Raw genomic sequence first — 20,491 nt, forward strand, 5'->3', positions numbered from 1 at the left:
GTTAGATCTAAAAGAAAACTTAATGTAAAATGCAGCCAATTTGCCAAAAATTAATAATCGCGTGTTTCCAATTATACCCAAGTGGCTTGAAAAAAGCAGGGTTCAGTGGGAATAAAGTCGTTTTAAGGCAAGAAAAAATGATTAAGGTTTAAAGCTCGTTATCGGCGTCATTTAACACTGTTTATAAAATAACTTTATCCACAAAAACTCGCTTTAACAATCGCCTGGGTATTGGCGGGGCGTTAAGCATTTTGCTTAGCCTCGTTTTTTACTGTTAGGAGGTTAATTTGACTAAATCCGCTCTGTTAGTCCTAGAAGACGGCACAGTGTTTCGCGGTACTGCAATCGGCGCTGACGGCATGTCAGTAGGTGAAGTAGTATTCAATACGTCTATGACTGGTTATCAAGAAATTTTGACTGACCCATCATACGCGGAACAAATCGTAACTTTGACGTACCCACATATAGGTAATACGGGTACTAATAGCGAAGACGAAGAAGCGAATCAAATATGGGCCAAAGGCCTAGTGATCCGTGATTTGCCACTGCTAGCAAGTAATTTTCGTAGCGAGCAATCGTTAGATGATTACTTAAAACAACGTAATATTTTAGGTATTGCGGACATCGACACCAGAAAGCTAACGCGTATTTTGCGTGATAAAGGCGCTCAAAACGGGTGTATTATAGCCGGTGACGAATTAGACGAAAACAAAGCGCTTCAAGCCGCGCAAGCCTTCCCAGGCTTAAAAGGTATGGATTTAGCAAAAGTAGTCTCAACCAAGGAAATGTTTGAGTGGCGCGAATCAAGCTGGACATTAGGCGAAGGTTTTAAAACCTTAAACGCGGCTGATGAAAAGTTTCATGTTGTTGCCTACGACTTCGGTGTTAAGCGTAATATTTTACGTATGCTTGTAGATCGTGGTTGTAAATTGACTGTAGTACCAGCGCAAACCTCTGCCGCTGACGTACTAGCATTAAACCCAGATGGTATCTTTTTATCTAATGGCCCGGGCGATCCAGCACCGTGTACTTATGCCATTGATGCAATTAAAACCCTTTTAGAAACCGAAATCCCTATTTTTGGTATTTGTTTAGGCCATCAATTATTAGCGCTTGCCTCAGGTGCTAAAACAGTCAAAATGAAGTTTGGCCATCATGGTGCCAACCACCCAGTTAAAGATTTAGAACGTGATGTAGTGATGATCACCGCACAAAACCATGGTTTTGCTGCCGATGAAACTACGCTACCTGATAACCTGCGTGCTACGCACACATCGTTATTTGACGGTACTTTGCAAGGTATTCATCGTACAGATAAGCCAGCGTTTAGCTTCCAAGGTCACCCTGAAGCAAGCCCAGGCCCGCACGATGCCGCCCCATTATTTGATCACTTCATCGATTTGATGCAAGCGCGTAAACACTAATTTAACCGGAGTAATAATGCCAAAACGTACCGACATAAAAAGCATTCTTATCTTAGGCGCAGGCCCAATTGTTATTGGTCAGGCTTGTGAATTTGACTACTCTGGTGCACAAGCGTGTAAAGCACTGAGAGAAGAAGGCTATCGAGTTATATTAGTTAACTCAAACCCAGCAACAATTATGACTGACCCTGATATGGCAGATGCGACGTACATCGAACCAATTCACTGGGAAGTTGTAGAAAAAATTATCGAAAAAGAAAAGCCAGATGCAATCCTACCGACTATGGGTGGGCAAACAGCATTAAACTGTGCGCTTGAATTAGACAAGCACGGCGTATTGGCTAAGCACGGCGTTGAGTTAATTGGCGCAACAGCAGATGCAATCGACAAAGCAGAAAACCGCGAACGTTTCGATACAGCAATGAAAAACATTGGTTTAGAATGCCCACGTGCTGAAATTGCTCATTCAATGGATGAAGCTAGAGACATCATTACTCGCATTGGCTTACCGTGTATTATCAGGCCTTCTTTTACTATGGGCGGCACCGGTGGTGGTGTAGCGTATAACTTAGAAGAGTTTGAAGAAATTTGTGAGCGTGGCTTAGACTTATCGCCAACGAACGAATTGCTAATTGATGAATCACTGATTGGTTGGAAAGAATACGAAACAGAAGTTGTACGTGATAAAAACGACAACTGTATTATTGTTTGTACCATTGAAAACTTTGACCCTATGGGTGTGCACACGGGTGATTCGATCACCGTTGCACCAGCGCAAACATTAACCGACAAAGAATACCAAATTATGCGTAACGCCTCTATGGCGGTATTACGTGAAATTGGTGTTGAAACAGGCGGTTCTAACGTACAGTTCGGTATTAATCCTGAAGATGGCCGTATGGTTATCATCGAGATGAACCCACGCGTATCACGCTCATCAGCATTAGCGTCAAAAGCAACGGGTTTCCCAATTGCTAAAATTGCTGCAAAATTAGCCGTAGGCTACACACTTGACGAGCTACAAAATGATATTACTGGCGGTAAAACACCCGCGTCGTTTGAGCCGGCAATTGACTATGTAGTTACAAAAATACCTCGCTTTAACTTTGAAAAATTTGCCGGTGCGAACGACCGTTTAACCACGCAAATGAAATCAGTAGGCGAAGTAATGGCGATTGGTCGTAACCAACAAGAGTCATTACAAAAAGCATTACGTGGCCTTGAAGTGGGTGCAACTGGTTTTAACCCAATTGTGGCGCTTGACGACCCTAAAGCAAAAGAAATTATCATTCGTGAACTACGCGAGCCAGGTGCAGAGCGTATTTGGTATATTGCCGATGCAATGCGCCATGGTATGAGCGTTGAGGATGTTTACGAGCTGACAAAAATTAACCGCTGGTTCTTAGTACAAATAGAAGACATTTTAAAAGACGAAGCAAAAATTAGCGACGTAGGCATGGCAGGCTTAAATGCCGACTTCCTACGCAAGTTAAAGCGTAAAGGTTTTGCTGACCCACGTATTGCAGAAATTGCAGGCGTATCAGAAGCTGAAATTCGTAAAAAGCGTCATTTACTAAACATTCTACCAGTATACAAGCGTGTTGATACCTGTGCTGCAGAGTTTAGTTCAGACACAGCTTACATGTACTCAACTTACGATGAAGAGTGTGAAGCCAACCCAACAACCCGTGACAAAATCATGGTGATTGGTGGCGGTCCTAACCGCATTGGTCAAGGCATTGAGTTTGATTACTGTTGTGTACACGCTTCGCTTGCACTGCGTGAAGACGGTTATGAAACCATTATGGTTAACTGTAACCCTGAAACGGTATCTACCGATTACGACACCTCAGATCGTTTATACTTTGAACCAATTACCCTTGAAGACGTACTAGAAATTGTACGTGTTGAAAAGCCAGTGGGTGTAATTGTGCAGTACGGTGGTCAAACACCGCTTAAATTAGCGCGTGAACTTGAAGCGAATGGCGTGCCAGTTATTGGTACATCGCCAGATGCAATAGACCGTGCAGAAGACCGCGAACGTTTTCAACAATTAGTCGAGCGTTTAAATCTACTGCAACCAGAAAACGCTACGGTAACATCAACTGAAGAAGCAATTTTAAAATCAGTTGAAATTGGCTTTCCATTAGTAGTACGTCCATCGTATGTACTAGGTGGTCGCGCCATGGAAATTGTATACGACGAGCAAGACTTACGTCGCTACATGACCGAAGCAGTACAAGCCTCAAACGAAGCACCAGTATTACTAGACCGCTTTTTAGATAACGCGATTGAAGTTGACGTTGACGCAATTTGCGACGGCGAGCAAGTAATTATTGGCGGTATTATGGAGCACATAGAGCAAGCGGGTGTTCACTCAGGTGACTCAGCATGTTCATTACCGGCTCACACGCTATCGCAAGAAGTACAAGATGTAATGCGCAAGCAAGTTACTGATATGGCACTTGAACTTGGTGTTGTTGGTTTAATGAATACTCAGTTTGCTGTAAAAGATGGCTTAGTGTATTTAATTGAAGTTAACCCACGTGCTGCACGTACCGTACCGTTTGTATCAAAAGCAACCGGTGTTGCACTTGCAAAAGTAGCTGCACGTTGTATGGCGGGTCAGTCTTTGGCAAGCCAAGGTATAACTAAAGAAGTTATTCCTCCATATTACAGCGTAAAAGAAGTTGTTTTACCATTTGCTAAGTTTCAAGGTGTGGATCCAATCCGTGGCCCTGAGATGCGTTCAACCGGTGAAGTGATGGGTGTTGGTGATACTTTCGCCGAAGCGTTTGCAAAAGCACAATTAGGTGCAAGCAATACTTTACCACGCGGTGGTCGCGCGCTATTATCCGTGCGTGATAGCGATAAGCCACGTATTGTTGAACTAGCTAAAATCATGACAGACCTTGGTTTTGAAATAGATGCAACAGGTGGTACAGCTGCTGCACTTGAAAATGCTGACATTGCGGTTCGCCGTGTAAATAAAGTATTTGAAGGGCGCCCGCACATTCTTGATAGAATCAAAAGTGGCGAGTATAGCTATATTGTTAATACCACAGAAGGTCGCCAAGCGATTGAAGATTCGAAGGTGTTACGTCGTGGTGCTTTACAGCACAAAACCAACTATACTACGACCTTAAATGCGGCGTTTGCAAACTGTACAGCAAACCAAGCAGATGACCGTGGGAAGGTGACGTCAGTTCAAGAACTACACCTGCGATTGAACTAAGGAAATGTGCCAAGGCCGTTAAATTGCGGCCTTGGGATTAAGTGAGAAAAAGTATGCAAACAATTCCGATGACAGTTCGTGGTGCAGATTTACTGCGCAAAGAACTTACCGAATTAAAAACAGTTACCCGTCCTAAAATCGTCAGCGATATTGCAGTTGCACGAGAGCATGGTGACTTAAAAGAGAATGCTGAGTATCACGCTGCGCGTGAGCAACAGGGTTTTTGTGAAGGCCGAATTCAAGAAATTGAAGCTAAGCTTTCAAATGTACAAATAATTGATGTAACTAAAATGCCTAATACCGGCAAAGTTATTTTTGGTACAACAGTTACTATTGTCAACGTTGAAACTGATGTTGAAGTTAAATACCAGATTGTTGGTGATGACGAAGCAAGTATTAAAGATAATCGTATTTCGGTTAATTCACCGATCGCACGAGGTTTAATTGGTAAGCAAGCAGATGATGCTGTGAACATTGAAACCCCTAAAGGCACCGTTGAATACGAAATCATCGAGGTTGAGTATATTTAATAACTCACTTTACGTGTAAATAAAAGCCAGTGTATTAATACACTGGCTTTTTTGTTTTAAAGTGTTTAAAAGTGTTAAAACAGCCCTTATAAATTGGCCTTAAAAATTTTACTTTGTTACCATATACAGGCTGCAAATTAAGCAGTTTACTCGGAGATATTTATGAACGATACCGACCATCCCTCTAGATTGAGGGCAGAAAAATAACCCGTATTGGTATTTATCTTCTATAAATCTACCTAAGCGGTAGAGTAATTTTATTCTTTCCTATTTTTCTTCTCTCAGACACCTAGATATAAATAATGAAATTAGCCTTATTAAAGTGCTGATTATAGTTACTAGTACGCTGGTATTTTAATCAGTCATATAGTTTCATTATTTGATGGTCGTTACCTTATGCTAATGTGTTTTACTCCTAATTAATGGCTATTAGCTAAGCAGTAGTTTTAACTGTTTGAACGCCATGTTATTAATTTAAATAAAATACAATTAGCCTAGCATTAGCCAATCGGGAGATTCGCCATGACGGTAATGAGCAAAAACTACGTAGAAAATAACCCACACTTTTCTCAAGCAGAAATAGGGGCGGCTAGAAAAGTGTTTTTAGCGCACAGCTATAATAAACAAGTGCACTTATTAACAATAATGGATGTTGAAGAAGCGGTTGCTATTTTACAGCACTGTTCAATTACTTATGTACAAGACTTAATAAGTCGTTTAGAAAAAGACGGTTACGACAAACTCGCTCGACACTATGCGCATCAGTTGGGTTTTATTCACTCAGAAGTTGAAACAGCGCAAAGTTATTTAAATACCTCGGCACTGGGGCATGTGCAGCAGCGTATTGGCTGGATCATAGTATTAGCGTTATTAGGTATAGTGTCTGGGTTAATTATTACTCAATACGAAGACACATTAAGCCAGTTAGTATTGTTGGCAGTGTACATGCCGGTTATTGCGGCTGCGGGCGGTAACACAGGCTCACAAGCGGCTACTTTGGTAATACGGGCGTTAGCAACAGGCGAGCTGAAAAAAAGACAATGGTTTGCTGTGTTTCTTAAAGAAAGCCAAATTGCAGTGTGTCTTGCGTTAGCGGTGGCGGGCGTAATGGTTATTCGCATCTTATTTTTTAGCGATGTTAAATCTGCCGGTGGGTTCGATTTAAATATAATTGCGATGGCCATCGCAGTGGCATTGTTTATTCAGGTAACTATTTCTACTACGCTAGGGGGGTTATTACCTATTTTAGCGCGGGCACTTAAGCTAGACCCCGCGGTATTAGTGAGCCCTGTATTGGCATCAATTGTTGATATATCGGGGATGTGGATTTACTTTACCGTAGTTAACTATTTTTTAGAAATTGGTTAAATCAAAAATTTTAGGTTTATATGTTTTGCGCTAATCACTTAACACTCAGTAATTAGCGCAAAACTTAGTTTGAATTTATTCTTGCACATTTCCCCCTCTACCAATTACTTTTAACTAAAATTTCTTTAGGTTATTCATCTGCCATCAATTTGATCTATGCTGATATGGAACAATACGGTTTAACGTCCTCTCAAATAAGGATAAATAATGGCTAATATACTTTACCCGGCACCTTTAAAAGTAGGTTCTAAAATTGCGGTGTGTTCGCTTTCAGAAGGGATCGCGGCTAAATATCATGCTCGTTTAGAGAGTGTAATAAACGGTTTAAAACAGCGTGGCTATGAAGTAATTGAGGGGGCGTTTTTACGGCGCAGCGAAGCAACAGCAGAATTAGCTACCAAAGCCCATGCAGAGCAGTTAATGGGCTTTTTAGTTGACGATAGTATTGATGCAATTATGCCTCCCTTTGGTGGCGAACTTGCGATGGAAATACTGCCGCAACTTGATTTTAATGCTATTAAACAGGCTAAACCCAAATGGCTTGTGGGGTTTTCAGATGTGAGTACTGTGGCCTGTGCACTCACTGCTAAATGCCAATGGGCAACGCTGCATAGTGCCAATTTAATGCAATTGCACCCAAACGAAAAAAGCCCGTATTGCTTACAAATATTTGAAACCCTAAGTTATGCAGCAAATAGTGAGTTTACACAGGCACCATCAACACATTATCAAAAAGTAGCCCCCGATTATGCACAGCACCCAGAAGCTTTATTTAATTATACCGAGACGACTCAGTGGCAATGCTTAAATTACTTTGATCAGCGTACTATCGAAATGTCGGGGCGTTTATTTGGAGGCTGCCTAGATACCGTGGGTTTATTACTCGATTCACCATTTTTAGACCTGCATGAATTTAAAAAGCACAGCGCGCCCGAAGGGCTAATTTTATACTTAGAAAATTCAGAGTTAACCCCCACTACTGTAGCGCGATTTTTACTGTCGTTAAAACTAGCTGGTATATTTGACGACATTAACGGCATAATTATCGGCCGCAGTGAAATTACACAAGGCAAAAACCCCGAATTTGACTATCGCCACGCATTAAATGTAGCGCTTGGGGGCTGTATGTTTCCGGTTATTATAGATGCAGATATAGGCCATATTGCACCTAACTTAAATTTAATTAACGGTGCTAATTGCACATTAATTGCCGATATAAACGAAGGCAGAGTAATAAAAGCGTCATTAAATACGTCGCTCTCTTAATTGGCTTTGAATAACGTGCCGGTACAGGGGTATAATAAGCTGGCTTTTATAATTCGTTATTTAAGTACATTCTCAGGGCGGGGCGAAATTCCCCACCGGCGGTATGTTTAATTCACTATTTTAATTACATTTGTAGTGTTTAAATAAGCCCGCGAGCGCTTTGTTGTTTTATATAATATTAAAGGTCAGCAGATCTGGTGAGATGCCAGAGCCGACGGTTACAGTCCGGATGAAAGAGAATATGGCTTAATATAGCGTTAATAGTGCGTGGTTTTTGGCTGTGTGCTATTTATGTTTTTTAATTTAAGTTATTGTTGGTACTTATACTTTAATGCTTTTAGAGTTTATTTTATCGATCCTTTCAGTGTCCTGAATCTATTTATTTTTAATCAGGAATATAATGATGATTCAGTCTCTACTTACTCAATTTGGCGAGCCGTTAACGCGCGTCGAAAATGCCATTACCGCACTACAGCAAGGCCAAGGCGTATTGGTTGTTGATGACGAAAACCGTGAAAACGAAGGTGACTTTGTATTTTCAGCCGAGCATTTAACCACCGCCCAAATGGCTGAGATGATCCGCGAAGGCAGCGGCATTGTGTGTTTATGCATGGGGGAGGAGCGCATAAAACAGCTCGACCTACCGCAAATGGTTACTCATAACACCAGTCAAAACAATACCGCTTACACCATAACCATTGAGGCCAAAGAGGGCGTAACTACTGGCGTTTCTGCAGCCGATAGAGTTACAACGATTAAAGCCGCCACAGCCGACAATGCTAAACCTGAGGATTTATCGCGCCCAGGGCATGTATTTGGCTTAAAAGCTAAAACGGGTGGAGTACTGGTACGCCGTGGTCATACCGAAGCATCTGTAGATTTAATGCAACTTGCGGGTTTAAAGCCGTTTGGCGTTATTTGCGAGCTTACTAACCCCGATGGCTCAATGGCGCGTTTACCTGAGGTGAGCGGTTATGCAAATAAGCATAATATGCCAGTGGTATCGATAGAGGATTTAGTGCAGTACATTCAAATTGCACAACAAAAAGTAAGTTAACTGCAATAAAAAATCCCTGTTTAATTTAATTAAACAGGGATTTAAATTATTAAAAACGGGCGATAAACGCGATTATAAAACCTGAATTACTTGCTCAGCGTCTAAACGCGATTTAGGTAACTTAGCATTATAGTCCTCAGCGCTATCGTGATAGCCCAGCGCTAATGCGACATCACATACGTAACCATCTAATTCTTTCGCAAAAATTTCACCAAGTAACTGCGCATCTACGCCTTCCATTGGGGTTGAGTCAATGCCTAAACGAGCTGCTGCGTGCATGGTATTACCAAGTGCAATGTAAGTTTGCGCTTTAGTCCAAGTTGCATTATTGCCTTGCTCATCGGTATTCATATCTACAAACGCAAACGCGCCAAAAGCTTGTTCACGGTTTTCGCTTTGCGTGCGACCATTTTTAATATCTGTGTCTATAACGTGTGCGTAATCATCACGGGTATAGTTAGTTTTGTGAGCAAAAAGCACAATATGCGATGCTGTTTTTGCGTGCTTTTGATTAAACTGAAACATATTTGCAAAGCTGTCATGAAAACGTTGCTTAGCTTGATCAGACTCAATAACAATAAACTTCCACGGTTGTGAGTTAATTGATGAAGGCGATAAACGCATAGCTTCATAAATTACGTTAAGGTCGTGATCGCTAATACGTTTAGCTGCATCATAATGTTTGGCCGTGTGGCGTTTTTCTAAATCGCTAATAATAGGGTGAGTCATGGTTTTCTCCGGGTAAATTTAACTTTAAAACAATCATATTTAACAGATAAAAATTAACGATTGGTTAGAGTAATAAGTGCTTAGTGCGAATGGCAGCTAATATACGCTTTGCTTTGTGAAAAATAAACAGCATAATAATTGAAACATTATCAAATAAAAATAGATAATATGCAGATAGACGATCTTAAACTTATTTTAAAAGTTGCAGAATTTAGAAGCATTACTTTAGCCGCAGCAAAATGCGATATGCGCACCGCAACCGCGAGTGCTGCCATTAAACGTGTAGAGTTAGCCCTTGGCAGTGAGCTGTTTATAAGAACAACACGCCACTTACGCCTTTCGGCAGCGGGTGAGCGTTACATTCCTCAGTGTGAGCAAGCACTTGCAGTGCTAGAGCAAGCAAAACAAAACCTCAAAGGCGAACATGATGAAATTGAGGGAGAGCTGCGCGTTGCACTGTCATCAGATTTTGGGCGTAATTTAGTGATCCCCTGGATTGATGAGCTTATGGATAATTATCCTAAACTCAGTTTAAGAACGCATATAAGCGACAGTAACGTTGATTTTTATCGTGATTCGGTCGATATAGCGCTGCGTTATGGATCTCCAAGCGATACTAATATGTATGGTTTTAAAATTTGTAACGTACCACGGCTCCTTTGCGCCACTAAAGAATACTTAATAGCACATGGTAGCCCCAATCACCCAGAGGAATTGAATCGTCATCAGGGCATGTTTTATCAACTACAAGACATTATAAATAACAGCTGGGAATTTACCGACGGGCAAAGTAAGTTTAAAGTTAAAATGCAAGGTAAGCGTGCCTCTAACGATGGCGATTTAGTTAGGCGCTGGTGCGTTGCCGGTAAGGGGCTGGCGGTTAAGTCAGCGCTCGATATAGCAGATGATTTACTGGCCGATAGGGTGGTTACGGTGATGCCAAATTATCAACATGTTAGCGGTGAGTTATGGCTTATTTGCCCAAGCAGGCAGTCAATTACTCCCGCGGTGCGTTTACTGCGCGATGTGTGCCGTGAAAAATGCCGCACAATTATAAAACAGTTAATTGCCAAAGGTATTATTGATAAAAGTGTATTGGACTAGCCATTTATTTACGCTTGATAATTTTAAGTGTAGGGTATAAATATAAGGCTTTAGCTTAAGGTGGTAAATATTAAGTCGGGCAGTTAAATTTAAATAAAGGACTTTTAATAAGGTGTGCTTATGGATTATTTAGTTGCAACCGTATTTTTTGCTGTATCAGCTTCGGTCACTCCTGGGCCAAATAACATCATGCTTATGACCTCAGGGGTAAATTTTGGCGTGCGAAAAAGCCTACCTTTACTTACGGGGATCTGTATTGGTTTTGCCTTAATGATACTACTGATAGGCTTAGGCTTTGGGCAATTATTTGCGTTGTTCCCTAATTTGCATTTAATTATTAAGTGCTTAGGAACACTGTACTTGCTGTATTTAGCATGGCTTATTGCTAAATCTGGCAGTGTAAACTCAACAAACAGTCAAACCAAGCCGCTTACTTTTATAAAAGGAGCACTATTTCAGTGGGTAAATGGTAAAGCATGGGTTGTAGCCACTGGTGCTATTGCGGCGTTTACAACAGTTGGCGCAGGTTATTACGGGCAAAGTTTTACATTAGCGCTGACGTTTTTGTTGGTTGCTTTTCCGTGTGCAGGAGTATGGTTGTTTTTTGGTACATTATTAAAGCAAGTATTAAAGTCTGAACGTTATAGACGCTACTTTAATTATACTATGTCGGCGTTACTGGTTTTATCGGTAGCACCTGTGGTGAAAGAAATTACGCTGCAGGTATTCTCCCAAGGCGTTTAAACAAAACACCCTGAGAGCAAATTTAAACAATAAGAAGTCAATGGGCCTAGGCTCGACCATTTTTAAAAGTCGGGCGCTACTTCAAACTCTAACTGCTGATGATTAATCGGGTGGCAAAACGATAAGTACTCGGCATGTAAATGTAATCTATTAGCTTTTTCACCGTAGTGATCATCACCAACTATGGGCATATTTAAGCCTAACTTGTGCGCGCAATGTACTCTTAGCTGGTGCGTACGCCCCGTTTTAGGGTAAAGGTGCAAACGGGTAATATTATCTTTTCGCTCTAACACCTGCCAAGTAGTAAGGGATGCTTTACCGTGTTGATAACACACTAATTGGCGCGGTTTGTCATCAAAATCTAAGCGCAGAGGTAAATCAATTGTGCCACTGTTTTGAACTACATTTCCGGCAACTAAAGCAACGTAACGTTTTTCTATGGTACGCTCTATAAACTGTTTTTGCAGGGCTTTATGCGCTCTTTTATTGAGTGCAATAATTAATAACCCTGATGTTGACATATCTAAGCGATGCACAATGAGCGGGCCGGTAGCATGTGGAAATTGTGTTTTAATGCGCAAATAAACCGAGTCTTCAATATTAACCCCAGGAACGGACAAAAATTCAGCTGGTTTATTAATCACTAATATATCGTGATCTTGGTAAATAATAGTTAAATCTTTACCAATAGCAGGGTTGATCAATAATGGATTTTCTTCTACATGTAAGCCTTTGAGCATATGCCCTAAAATGGGTTGGCATTTACTATAACAAGACGGGTAGTAATGTTTATGATGCCTAATAGCTGATTTAGGCGCAGCGCCCCACCAAAATTCTGCCAAAGCTAAAGGTTTTAAATTATGTTGATACGCATATTGCAATAACTTAGGCGCGGCGCAATCTCCTGCGCCTGCTGGTGGCGTATGCTCAGGCAAGGATGCAAAAATAGCGTTTAGATCTTTAGTTTCGTTATTAGCATTTAAAAATTGGTATTGCGCAAACAGCTTTTTTTGTAAGCTTTTAGAAAGTGTTTTACGACGTTTTTTTAAGTGTGCAATTTCATCAGTAATATTATTTAGAGCTTGCTGCAGGGTGTCGAGTTTACTTTGCCATTGCTGCTTTAGTGCTTGCAGTTGCTTTTTTTCGACAATACTTTGCCCAGCTAACTGAATTTTTAGCTGCTCAAAGTCAGTTGGGGATAACTGAGTGCTTGCATCAGTGCGTTGTTGTTTACGCATTCGGCGGCTAACTTGCATTAACGCTTGCTGCGCTTCTAACTGCTGCTGATAAGTGGCATTGGCTTGGTTAAATGCGTTATTAAGAGTGCTAAATTGCTCACTATTTTCTAGCTGCTCAATTTGGGCGTTAATATTATTAATAATGCTGCTTTGTGCTAAATACTCAGCATCGTGTAGCTGCATATCGGCCACGGCAGGTACAAAGTTAATTTTACTGCTTACGCCCTCAAGTTGCCCCGAGTAAGCGGCTAAATAACCAAGCTGTTGCTGATTATTTTGCACCACTAGTACGCCAAACATTTTACCCGACTCTTCATTATTAGCTGAGTTTGCCAAGTACTCTAACTGTGTTTCGAGCTGTTGTTGCAACTGCTCGGTTGCTGCTACAGCAATTGCTTTAGGCTCATAGTAAAAAGGAAAAGTAAATTTATCAGGTAGCGCCATGTGATTTACAGGCGCTGAAAATGGCGTAAAGCAAGTAGCAATATTTGGCATGGGCAATATAATAATGAAGTTTTTAACGAAATAATTAGCCAATATAATAACATAGTCGCTGCTATGTCACTAAGTGTGTTGTGTTATTAGTATGTGCCTTAATTGTTTGATGTAACGGGTTGCTGCAAAGTTTTAATTAAATGAGTAGCGCCATTATTTATCGTAATTCGTGTTAAAATATTAGCCCGTTAAAAAATCAATGTTTTAGTGAGCTAGGCTGGACTTTAATTTTACAAAACGCTAAGCGTTAATATCGTGTGTGTAGCATCAACTAGATTACTAATAAGCAAATGCATTTAAACAGAGGTTATTATGAAAACACAGCCTATGGCGTGTCGGTTAGGCTGTGGGGCATGTTGTATTGCGCCAAGTATTAGCTCGCCCATACCAGGAATGCCAAACGGTAAAAAGGCCGGAGAGCGCTGTATTCAGCTAGATGAGCGTAATTTATGTAAGTTATTTGGCGACGCCAGTCGGCCAAAAGTATGCAGCAATTTTAGCGCCACATTAGATGTATGCGGTACAACTAATGCGCAGGCTTTAGCGCTTATTACTGAGCTTGAGGAGTTGACCTGAGCAAGCCTATCATCTACAACCACCTGGTAAATAATAAGCTTGCTTGTGTAGTGCGCTACCAACTATACGTTGCGCTTAGCGTATATTGCTCGCCCCGTCCAGGAGTGCCCGGGATCTCTTGAAACGATTCATTCCACAGGTTATCTGCGGCCAATGTAATAAATAAGTTTTTAATCTGCGGCGGCATTATTTTTAAGGTTAAATGAGTAAATAACGCATCATCATCGCCACTGCGCAGCGTATTTTCATGTTGTTTGCGCCACTCGTTATCTATACGAAACTCTAAAATATCTGTTGGGTTCCAAATAGCCGCAAGGGTTAGCCTATGGTCTGGGTAGTTTAATGCGTAAAAGCTGGCATCTATATCGGCTGCGCCATAATTCTCTGATTTTTTTAAAAAGCTATAACTGGCAATAATTTCTGCGTTATCAAAATGCTTAGTTGCAAGAAACTCAACCCCCGAGGTATTAATATCTACCGGATTGGCAAAGCGGGCAGAAGTGGCATCAAAACTATAAGTCCAATCGGTTAAGTTATCATCTTGACGATAAAAAACAGCAGAATTAAAACGCCAACTTTGTCGTTCTAATAATAAGCCCAGCTCGAGGTTTTTAGTACTTTCGCGCTCAAGGTTATAGTTACTTCTAAACAAACCGCCAGTGTCACTGCCGCCAATTGCGGTATAGCCTGCTACTTGGCTTGCCTGTGCATACGATAAATAAACAGTGCGCTCAGTGCCGTCGCTATTTTGTGTATTTAAAGTTATATCACCAATAAGTGAAATTTCAGAATCGTCACGATTGGTATCGTCAAAAGCCGCACCAAGGCGAATAGTAAGGTGTTGATCGCTCTCAAGTGCCATTTGGTACTCTGGCAGCACACTTACTTTATAATAATTACGTGAGGTAAAATTATTTTCAAGCGTGGTCGATTCAATCGAATCATTAATAAATTGCGCAGAATAATTGAGAGCAAAAGACGTGCTGTGCGCATGGCGCCCTGAAAGTGCTAGTGATTTAACGTCGGTTTGATGAAACGCTTCGAACGACATTGGGTTTTCACGAGAATACACATAGTGATCCTCGTGTTTACGATAATATGTAGATACTTCAAACGAGCTCTCGGCGCTATAGTTTTGCTTATGGTTGAGCATAAATAGCTGAGTTTTAAGATCTTCAGTTTCGTTAACCCCAAAAGGAGTATACAAATTTGGCCAACCAAAAAACTTTTCTTGAGAGCCAAAAAACAGATCGGTTTGTGAGTCTGGCCCCACTAATTGAACACGGCTTGAGGCGCGGGTAAAGTCATGATCGCCATAATCAATAGAGCCATCACTTTGTGAGTGAGAAAACTCGCCTTCCACACCCAGCTGCCAATCGGTAATACCATCCAATGGTATATTCACGCCCGCATGCAGGCTTTGTAAATTAAAATCATTGCTACCAACCCCAAGTGATACGCTACCACCTGTACTAATTGGCTTCCAAGCAAACGATACTGTACCAACTGAACTGTTAACGCCATAAAGTGCATTATCTGCTGCGGTGAATATAGCTGGGCCGCGCAGCATTTGCGGCGCTATAGGAATTTCGGCAAAATAATGTCCCGACTGCGGATCGAACAAAGTGGCGCTGCCAACCCTAAAACCAGTATTTTCGAAAATACCACCACGAATGGTTACATCTGCTTGTGCTTCGGCCATATTACGCGATTGCACATCAACACGCGGATCATACTCTAAATTAGAAACCGGTGAGTCGAAAGTGCCCACGGGTTCTTTATTTGCAGTAGGGGAGGCTTCAACCGTTATTTGCTCTATTGCAGTGGCATTTTTAGTTTGCACTTCAGCGTAGGCAAAGCTAGTAACACTGCATAGCAATGTAGGTAATAATACGGGTAATATAAGGCGCGGGGCACGATTCATGTTTTTCTCATTTTTGTATATGTAATTGTGCTAATAATTAAATCCGAAACACGCCTGTTAAGGCGTGATAAAGTAGTCAAATAATTGTAATTTGGCTTGGTATTGTATATTAATCTTAAAAAATTGCATTTGATAATCATTCGTAAAGTAGGGTAATTGATTTTATGAGCACAGTACAAACAAGCGAAAATTCGCATCTAGAAAGTATTTACTTTGCCGGAGGCTGCCTTTGGGGGGTACAAGAGTTTATTAAGTACTTACCCGGCGTTGTTACCACTGAGGCTGGGCGAGCTAATGGCACAAATAATAATACACAAGGTGAATACGACGGTTATGCCGAGTGCGTGAAAGTAACCTTTGATATAACAGCCGTGACACTCTATAAACTGATTGAATACTTTTTTGAGATTATTGACCCTTACAGTGTTAATAAGCAGGGTAACGATGTTGGTTTAAAATACCGTAGTGCTATTTATAGTAAACAGCAATGTCACTTAACAATTGCAAACGACTATATAAATCAACGCGCTGATGCAGATAAAATAGTGGTACAAGTTCAGTTGCTAACCAATTATGTTCCCAGCGATGCAGAGCACCAAGACCGGTTAACTAATTTTCCCGATGACTATTGTCATATCCCACCTGAGTTATTACATAAATATAAATCGAAATAAAGTTAAAGTCTGCTATATCAATTATGCTAAGAGCAACTGTTTCTCTCATCAGTAAGCTCTGTGGCTACAACAAAAGATTTAATAAAAAATAATCAGCCACAAAAAAGCTCACAAATTGTGAGCTTTTTATGTGCTTTAAAACCTGCCGCTACTTTTGTGGCGGGAAGTTATTTAAAATTTTAGCGACTGTTTTTCTAACCGACAGCTCACGTTGCTCAGGAGATTGGTTTTTCTTTAATCGACCATCTTCAGCGCCGCGCCATACTAACTGGTTTGATTCACGGTCAATAATATCAATAACTAAAGTACCTACTTCGTATTCACGAGCAGATATATCGTTTTGATACCCTAAACCCCACGAGCTCCAACGAGCGCCGTAGCCAATATTAAAAGAACTTACGTCTAGCTCTTTATCTACCGATGCATGGTAGTTTACCAGCACGTCTGCTTGAGCAGGATCGGCTAAGCTCATGCCCATTTTTTGATTAAGCTCACTGCTTATTGCGCTGCGTACACGTTTTTCCATTAACGCATTAATTTGATAATTATTGGTGTCTTTTGTTAAATCTGCATTTTCTACCCACGCAAACGTTTTATAGTTAGCAAAGTTTGCTGACTTGTCGTAATCCCAATCTGCGGTTTGCGTACAAGCAGTTAAAAACGCAAGTGCGGCTACAATAAAAATATTTTTCATACAGTTTACTCCTAATCTTTTTTATAAAATAACACACATTGTTAGGCAGTGTGATATTTAAGCGCTTAACAACAGTTTAGCTGTTATAGCTGAACCATTGATTAATTACTTAATGTTCAACTTCTATCCAGTCTTTTTCGTCTACCCAGTTTTGTGCACCGTCTTTAACTGAGCGAATTGGCACAATATAATCGCAGCTTGTTTGCGGTTTAACTGAGGCAAATATAGGGACGAAGCCAAAGCTAAGCGCGGTTTCAATAATTGCCTTTTGATTTTGCGGATCAATGTCGGCGGCTTCATCTATGTATATAGGTATACGGTATAAGTTTTGTTCTTGTGAGCTTAACAAATAGCGAATAAACAACATACCACATAATAACTTAATAGTTATTCGCGTACCGTTTGAACCCGCCGAGTCTATTTTGTCAAAGTGTTCGGTATCGCCTGCGCGATTGACTACTTCAAAACGAATATCAAATAAATCCGTGAGGGTAAGGCCAGCTTTGTCGGAGGCGAGCTTAATTAAATGATCTTTCGCCTCGTTTACTGCGCTTTCGCTATACGGTTCTTGGCTGAGTAAATCCAGCGTGTCCCCTTGCTCAAACTGATGCGAGGTACTAATTATAGTATCTATACTATCAACTAACATTTTGCGCGGTATTACATTAATTTTAAATGCTTGCAGGTTCGAAATACGATGCTGGCTAATGCCTTTATTAAAGCTGTTCATTTCGCGGCGCAGGCGGTCTAAATCTTCGCGTAGGCCTTTAATGGTTGCGGCTACTTCTGTTAGGGCCACACGGCCTTGACGCTCAACGGCATCGCGTTCGTTATCAATGTTATGAAACGCACTAATGAGTTTTTGATATTTACTAAACTCATCGTTTTCGTTATCAAACTTGGTAATACCGGCATTATAAATATGCAAATAGGTATTGCGTACGTTTATCTCAAAGTTACGCAGCTCTTGGCAGTCTTTATTAAAGTGGTGCACTAGGTCGCTTAAATTATCAAAGTCTATTGTTACCTCTATCATGTAAGGGGTAACTTTGCCGCTGTATAAATCAAGCGTGTGATCAATTCGTTCGCTTTTCACTTGGCGCAGACGATCTGATTGGCGATTAATTTGCGCCTGTTTTGATTTAATAATTGAGCGTCTGTCGCTAATTGAGCCGCTATTTTTTTGAATGTCTTGTAGGTAGTCGTCAACCTGATCGCGCTCAGCTAACAACTGCTCTTTTAGCATGGTTTGTGCTTCAGCCGATTGCAGCATAGTGTCAAACTGCTCTAAACGTTTAAGGGCGGCCTCGGCGCTCATTAGTTCATCGTACAAGGTGTCTTTTTCTTTTTGCTTATCGGCCACATTTGCAGCTACATCGCGCTGTTGCTTAAACTCTTTTAAAGCATGCTCAAGGGCACTTAATTGAGCGGTTAGCTGCTCTTTATTTTCGCCGCTTTGCATTTGTACAGGGGAGAGCTTTTTAAGCTTAATACTCGCGCCAGGTAAGCTAAGCACGCCGCCTTTTACGTTTTCGCTTAAGTGCGATAAAAACGCACTAAATGCGTCTTCGTCATCAATGCTTATGTCGCCATTGCTGGTGGTTGCAAACGAGAGCATGTCGGGGTTTAAAATGCGCGAAATTTCTTCCACTTCTTTTAACGACAGCTCTTCGCGCATGCGGGTAAATAAATTAAACTCCAAGTTTTTAAGTTGTAGCTTTAAGCTCTTAATTTGTTTTTGGGTTTCGGTAATACGGTAGTCAAGTGTATGCAGGCTTTGCCCTTGTGCGCTGGTAATAGAGTGTGAAAGCGACTCGTAGTCTTGCTTTAACTGGGTAAGGCTCGTTTTAAGCGTGGCTTTGTTAACCAGTTCAAATTCGTTTTTAAGTGCGTTAAAATCTAAAAACCATTGCTCTATTTGCGTTTGCCTGCGCTCTATATCGCGCGACTGCTGTACGTACAAACTTTGCTTTTGTTCAAACTCGTGTTTTTCGTGTTCTATGTTTTCAAGTGCTATTGCTAGCTCTTCTAGTTGCGACTCTTGGTAGTTGTCAAAATCAATCAGTGCTTGGTCAATTTTTGGAGCATAAGCCGCTAATTTACCTTTTAGAACGGTTTGGTTCTCTAGCATCGACTCAAGCGCCGCTATGGGCTCTTGCATCGATTCAAGGGCGTGCAATTCACGTTTACTGCGGTTTACTTTATCGAACGAGCGACGCCACACTTCATAAAAGTCGACCTTAGAGTTAGACATGTGGCGCTCAAATACACGTAGCATAAAGCGTTTTACATCGGCGGCACCGAGTTTATGTAAGTTAAGAATACGGCGAAATATTTCTTTATAAATAGTCGAATCTTGAACGTTATTAAGCGGGATCATTTTTAAGTTGATCTCGTCGTCAAACGGGGTTGCGCCGCCGGTGAGTAGGGCGTTTAGTTCTTGCGCTTTTAGCTCTATGGGGTTGTAACCAAGCTGTTTTAAATGGCTGAACAGCTTAGTGTATTTAATAATGGTTTTACCTTGGGTGTACTGCTCTAAATCAAGCTTGCCTTGGTAGCAAAAATATTGATGCGCATAACCGGCAATTTTCCCCAAACCCGCTACACCAATCACTACTGAGCCATGGGGCAAATTTGCTTCAAGCAAAATGTAGGATTGATCTGACGAAAAATAAAACTTTCGGGTTTCGTCTAAATCGTGGCCATCCCATTCGGTTAGGCGTAAATCGTTAATAAGCGGAAATTGCAGGGCATTTATTACTGAGCTTTTACCCGTATTGTTGGGCGCGCAAATAGAGCTGCTTTTATCCAGCGGGATCACACACTTTGCGTAACCTGCGGTATTGAGTAGGGCGAGTTTACTTAGTCCGTATAAATTTTTCATTCCTCGTCCTCTGTTAGGTAGGTTTCTTCGTTTACTTCCATTAAGGCATCTATATAGCGATGGATAGGGGCTTGTAGCATAAAGCCTGCTTCTACTTCGCGTGCCAAACCTAAGCGTACCATGCGCAGGTACACGTCTTTGCGCAGATCTGAACCCGAAAATATCTCCAGTTGATCAAACAAATGTTTGTTAATTTGCACTAAGGTTTGCATTAACTCTAAATCGTTTACTTCGTCGAACAAGGCGCGCATTGGGTCTTTGCCGGTGTTGGCGTAGTGCTCAATTAAAATATAAATAGTGAGCGCAATAGCACGGGATATTTTGCCCATATTGGGTGTGCTTTCGTCGCTGCTAAAGTAATAAAAGCCACGGCTGTCGTGTTTTAGCTCATTACCTAGGGCGCTAAATAGCGCGCTGTACGCGTCTATGTTTTGATCCAGCTCTTGCCACATTAGGTTGTCTTGTTCGCAAATATGATAACCCGCCACTAATTTTTTATTAATTGCTTGTAAGTGGGTAAGCTCGTTTAAGTTTATTTGTGTCATGGTG

16 protein-coding genes and 1 riboswitch are annotated in these 20,491 nt (G+C 41.2%); of the genes, 10 read left to right on the forward strand and 6 right to left on the reverse strand.

Annotated features, from left to right (window positions below):
* Positions 1-287: 287 nt before the first annotated feature.
* The 6 genes from carA (at position 288) to ribB (ending at position 8,880) form a co-directional block, all read left to right on the forward strand.
* Positions 288-1,424: a glutamine-hydrolyzing carbamoyl-phosphate synthase small subunit gene (carA, locus tag CIK86_RS04785; RefSeq protein WP_041454397.1), complete on the forward strand. Its 1,137-nt coding sequence runs from the start codon at positions 288-290 to the stop codon at positions 1,422-1,424.
* 16 nt (positions 1,425-1,440) lie between these two features.
* Positions 1,441-4,659 (forward strand): carbamoyl-phosphate synthase large subunit, encoded by a 3,219-nt coding sequence (gene carB / locus CIK86_RS04790; RefSeq protein ID WP_086993409.1) that lies wholly within the window; start codon positions 1,441-1,443, stop codon positions 4,657-4,659.
* A 53-nt stretch (positions 4,660-4,712) separates the two neighbouring features.
* Positions 4,713-5,189, forward strand: a complete 477-nt coding sequence (gene greA / locus CIK86_RS04795; protein ID WP_011327913.1) for a transcription elongation factor GreA — start codon at positions 4,713-4,715, stop codon at positions 5,187-5,189.
* 522 nt (positions 5,190-5,711) lie between these two features.
* Entirely contained in the window at positions 5,712-6,557 is an 846-nt protein-coding gene (locus tag CIK86_RS04800) for a magnesium transporter (RefSeq protein WP_011327914.1), read from the forward strand.
* A 207-nt stretch (positions 6,558-6,764) separates the two neighbouring features.
* Positions 6,765-7,823: a S66 peptidase family protein gene (locus tag CIK86_RS04805; protein WP_086993410.1), complete on the forward strand. Its 1,059-nt coding sequence runs from the start codon at positions 6,765-6,767 to the stop codon at positions 7,821-7,823.
* 64 nt (positions 7,824-7,887) lie between these two features.
* A riboswitch (FMN riboswitch) is annotated at positions 7,888-8,068 on the forward strand.
* Positions 8,069-8,226: 158 nt separating this feature from the next.
* Entirely contained in the window at positions 8,227-8,880 is a 654-nt protein-coding gene (gene ribB, locus CIK86_RS04810) for a 3,4-dihydroxy-2-butanone-4-phosphate synthase (protein ID WP_011327916.1), read from the forward strand.
* A 72-nt stretch (positions 8,881-8,952) separates the two neighbouring features.
* Here the strand turns inward: ribB and CIK86_RS04815 are convergent, their stop codons facing one another.
* A complete protein-coding gene (locus tag CIK86_RS04815) occupies positions 8,953-9,609 on the reverse strand; it encodes a nitroreductase family protein (protein ID WP_086993412.1) in 657 nt (218 codons plus the stop codon).
* Positions 9,610-9,777: 168 nt separating this feature from the next.
* On the opposite strand from CIK86_RS04815, the gene CIK86_RS04820 reads away from it, so the two are divergent.
* Both CIK86_RS04820 and CIK86_RS04825 read left to right on the forward strand, forming a co-directional pair.
* Positions 9,778-10,713, forward strand: coding sequence for a LysR family transcriptional regulator (locus tag CIK86_RS04820; protein ID WP_086993435.1), 936 nt, complete (start codon positions 9,778-9,780; stop codon positions 10,711-10,713).
* A 120-nt stretch (positions 10,714-10,833) separates the two neighbouring features.
* Positions 10,834-11,457, forward strand: a complete 624-nt coding sequence (locus CIK86_RS04825) for a LysE family translocator (RefSeq protein WP_011327920.1) — start codon at positions 10,834-10,836, stop codon at positions 11,455-11,457.
* Between the two features lie 62 nt (positions 11,458-11,519).
* Here CIK86_RS04825 and CIK86_RS04830 read toward each other — a convergent pair whose 3' ends face one another.
* Positions 11,520-13,190, reverse strand: a complete 1,671-nt coding sequence (locus CIK86_RS04830) for an RluA family pseudouridine synthase (protein WP_086993414.1) — start codon at positions 13,188-13,190, stop codon at positions 11,520-11,522.
* A 312-nt stretch (positions 13,191-13,502) separates the two neighbouring features.
* Between CIK86_RS04830 and CIK86_RS04835 the strand changes: the two genes are divergently transcribed.
* Positions 13,503-13,766 (forward strand): YkgJ family cysteine cluster protein, encoded by a 264-nt coding sequence (locus tag CIK86_RS04835; protein ID WP_086993416.1) that lies wholly within the window; start codon positions 13,503-13,505, stop codon positions 13,764-13,766.
* A 55-nt stretch (positions 13,767-13,821) separates the two neighbouring features.
* On the opposite strand, the gene CIK86_RS04840 is transcribed toward CIK86_RS04835, so the two are convergent.
* Entirely contained in the window at positions 13,822-15,690 is a 1,869-nt protein-coding gene (locus tag CIK86_RS04840; protein WP_086993418.1) for a TonB-dependent receptor, read from the reverse strand.
* 164 nt (positions 15,691-15,854) lie between these two features.
* Between CIK86_RS04840 and CIK86_RS04845 the strand changes: the two genes are divergently transcribed.
* Complete coding sequence (locus tag CIK86_RS04845) at positions 15,855-16,364, forward strand: peptide-methionine (S)-S-oxide reductase (protein WP_086993420.1); 510 nt, start codon at positions 15,855-15,857, stop codon at positions 16,362-16,364.
* 148 nt (positions 16,365-16,512) lie between these two features.
* Here CIK86_RS04845 and CIK86_RS04850 read toward each other — a convergent pair whose 3' ends face one another.
* From CIK86_RS04850 to CIK86_RS04860, 3 genes are all read right to left on the reverse strand, one after another.
* Positions 16,513-17,058: a DUF4136 domain-containing protein gene (locus tag CIK86_RS04850; protein WP_011327927.1), complete on the reverse strand. Its 546-nt coding sequence runs from the start codon at positions 17,056-17,058 to the stop codon at positions 16,513-16,515.
* Between the two features lie 109 nt (positions 17,059-17,167).
* Positions 17,168-19,942 (reverse strand): ATPase, encoded by a 2,775-nt coding sequence (locus tag CIK86_RS04855; protein ID WP_086993422.1) that lies wholly within the window; start codon positions 19,940-19,942, stop codon positions 17,168-17,170.
* Positions 19,939-20,487: a hypothetical protein gene (locus tag CIK86_RS04860; protein WP_011327929.1), complete on the reverse strand. Its 549-nt coding sequence runs from the start codon at positions 20,485-20,487 to the stop codon at positions 19,939-19,941. Before CIK86_RS04860 ends, CIK86_RS04855 begins: the two co-directional genes overlap by 4 nt.
* Positions 20,488-20,491 lie beyond the last annotated feature (4 nt).

This window comes from Pseudoalteromonas sp. JB197 (assembly GCF_002332205.1).
Classification (GTDB): Bacteria; Pseudomonadota; Gammaproteobacteria; order Enterobacterales; family Alteromonadaceae; genus Pseudoalteromonas; species Pseudoalteromonas nigrifaciens.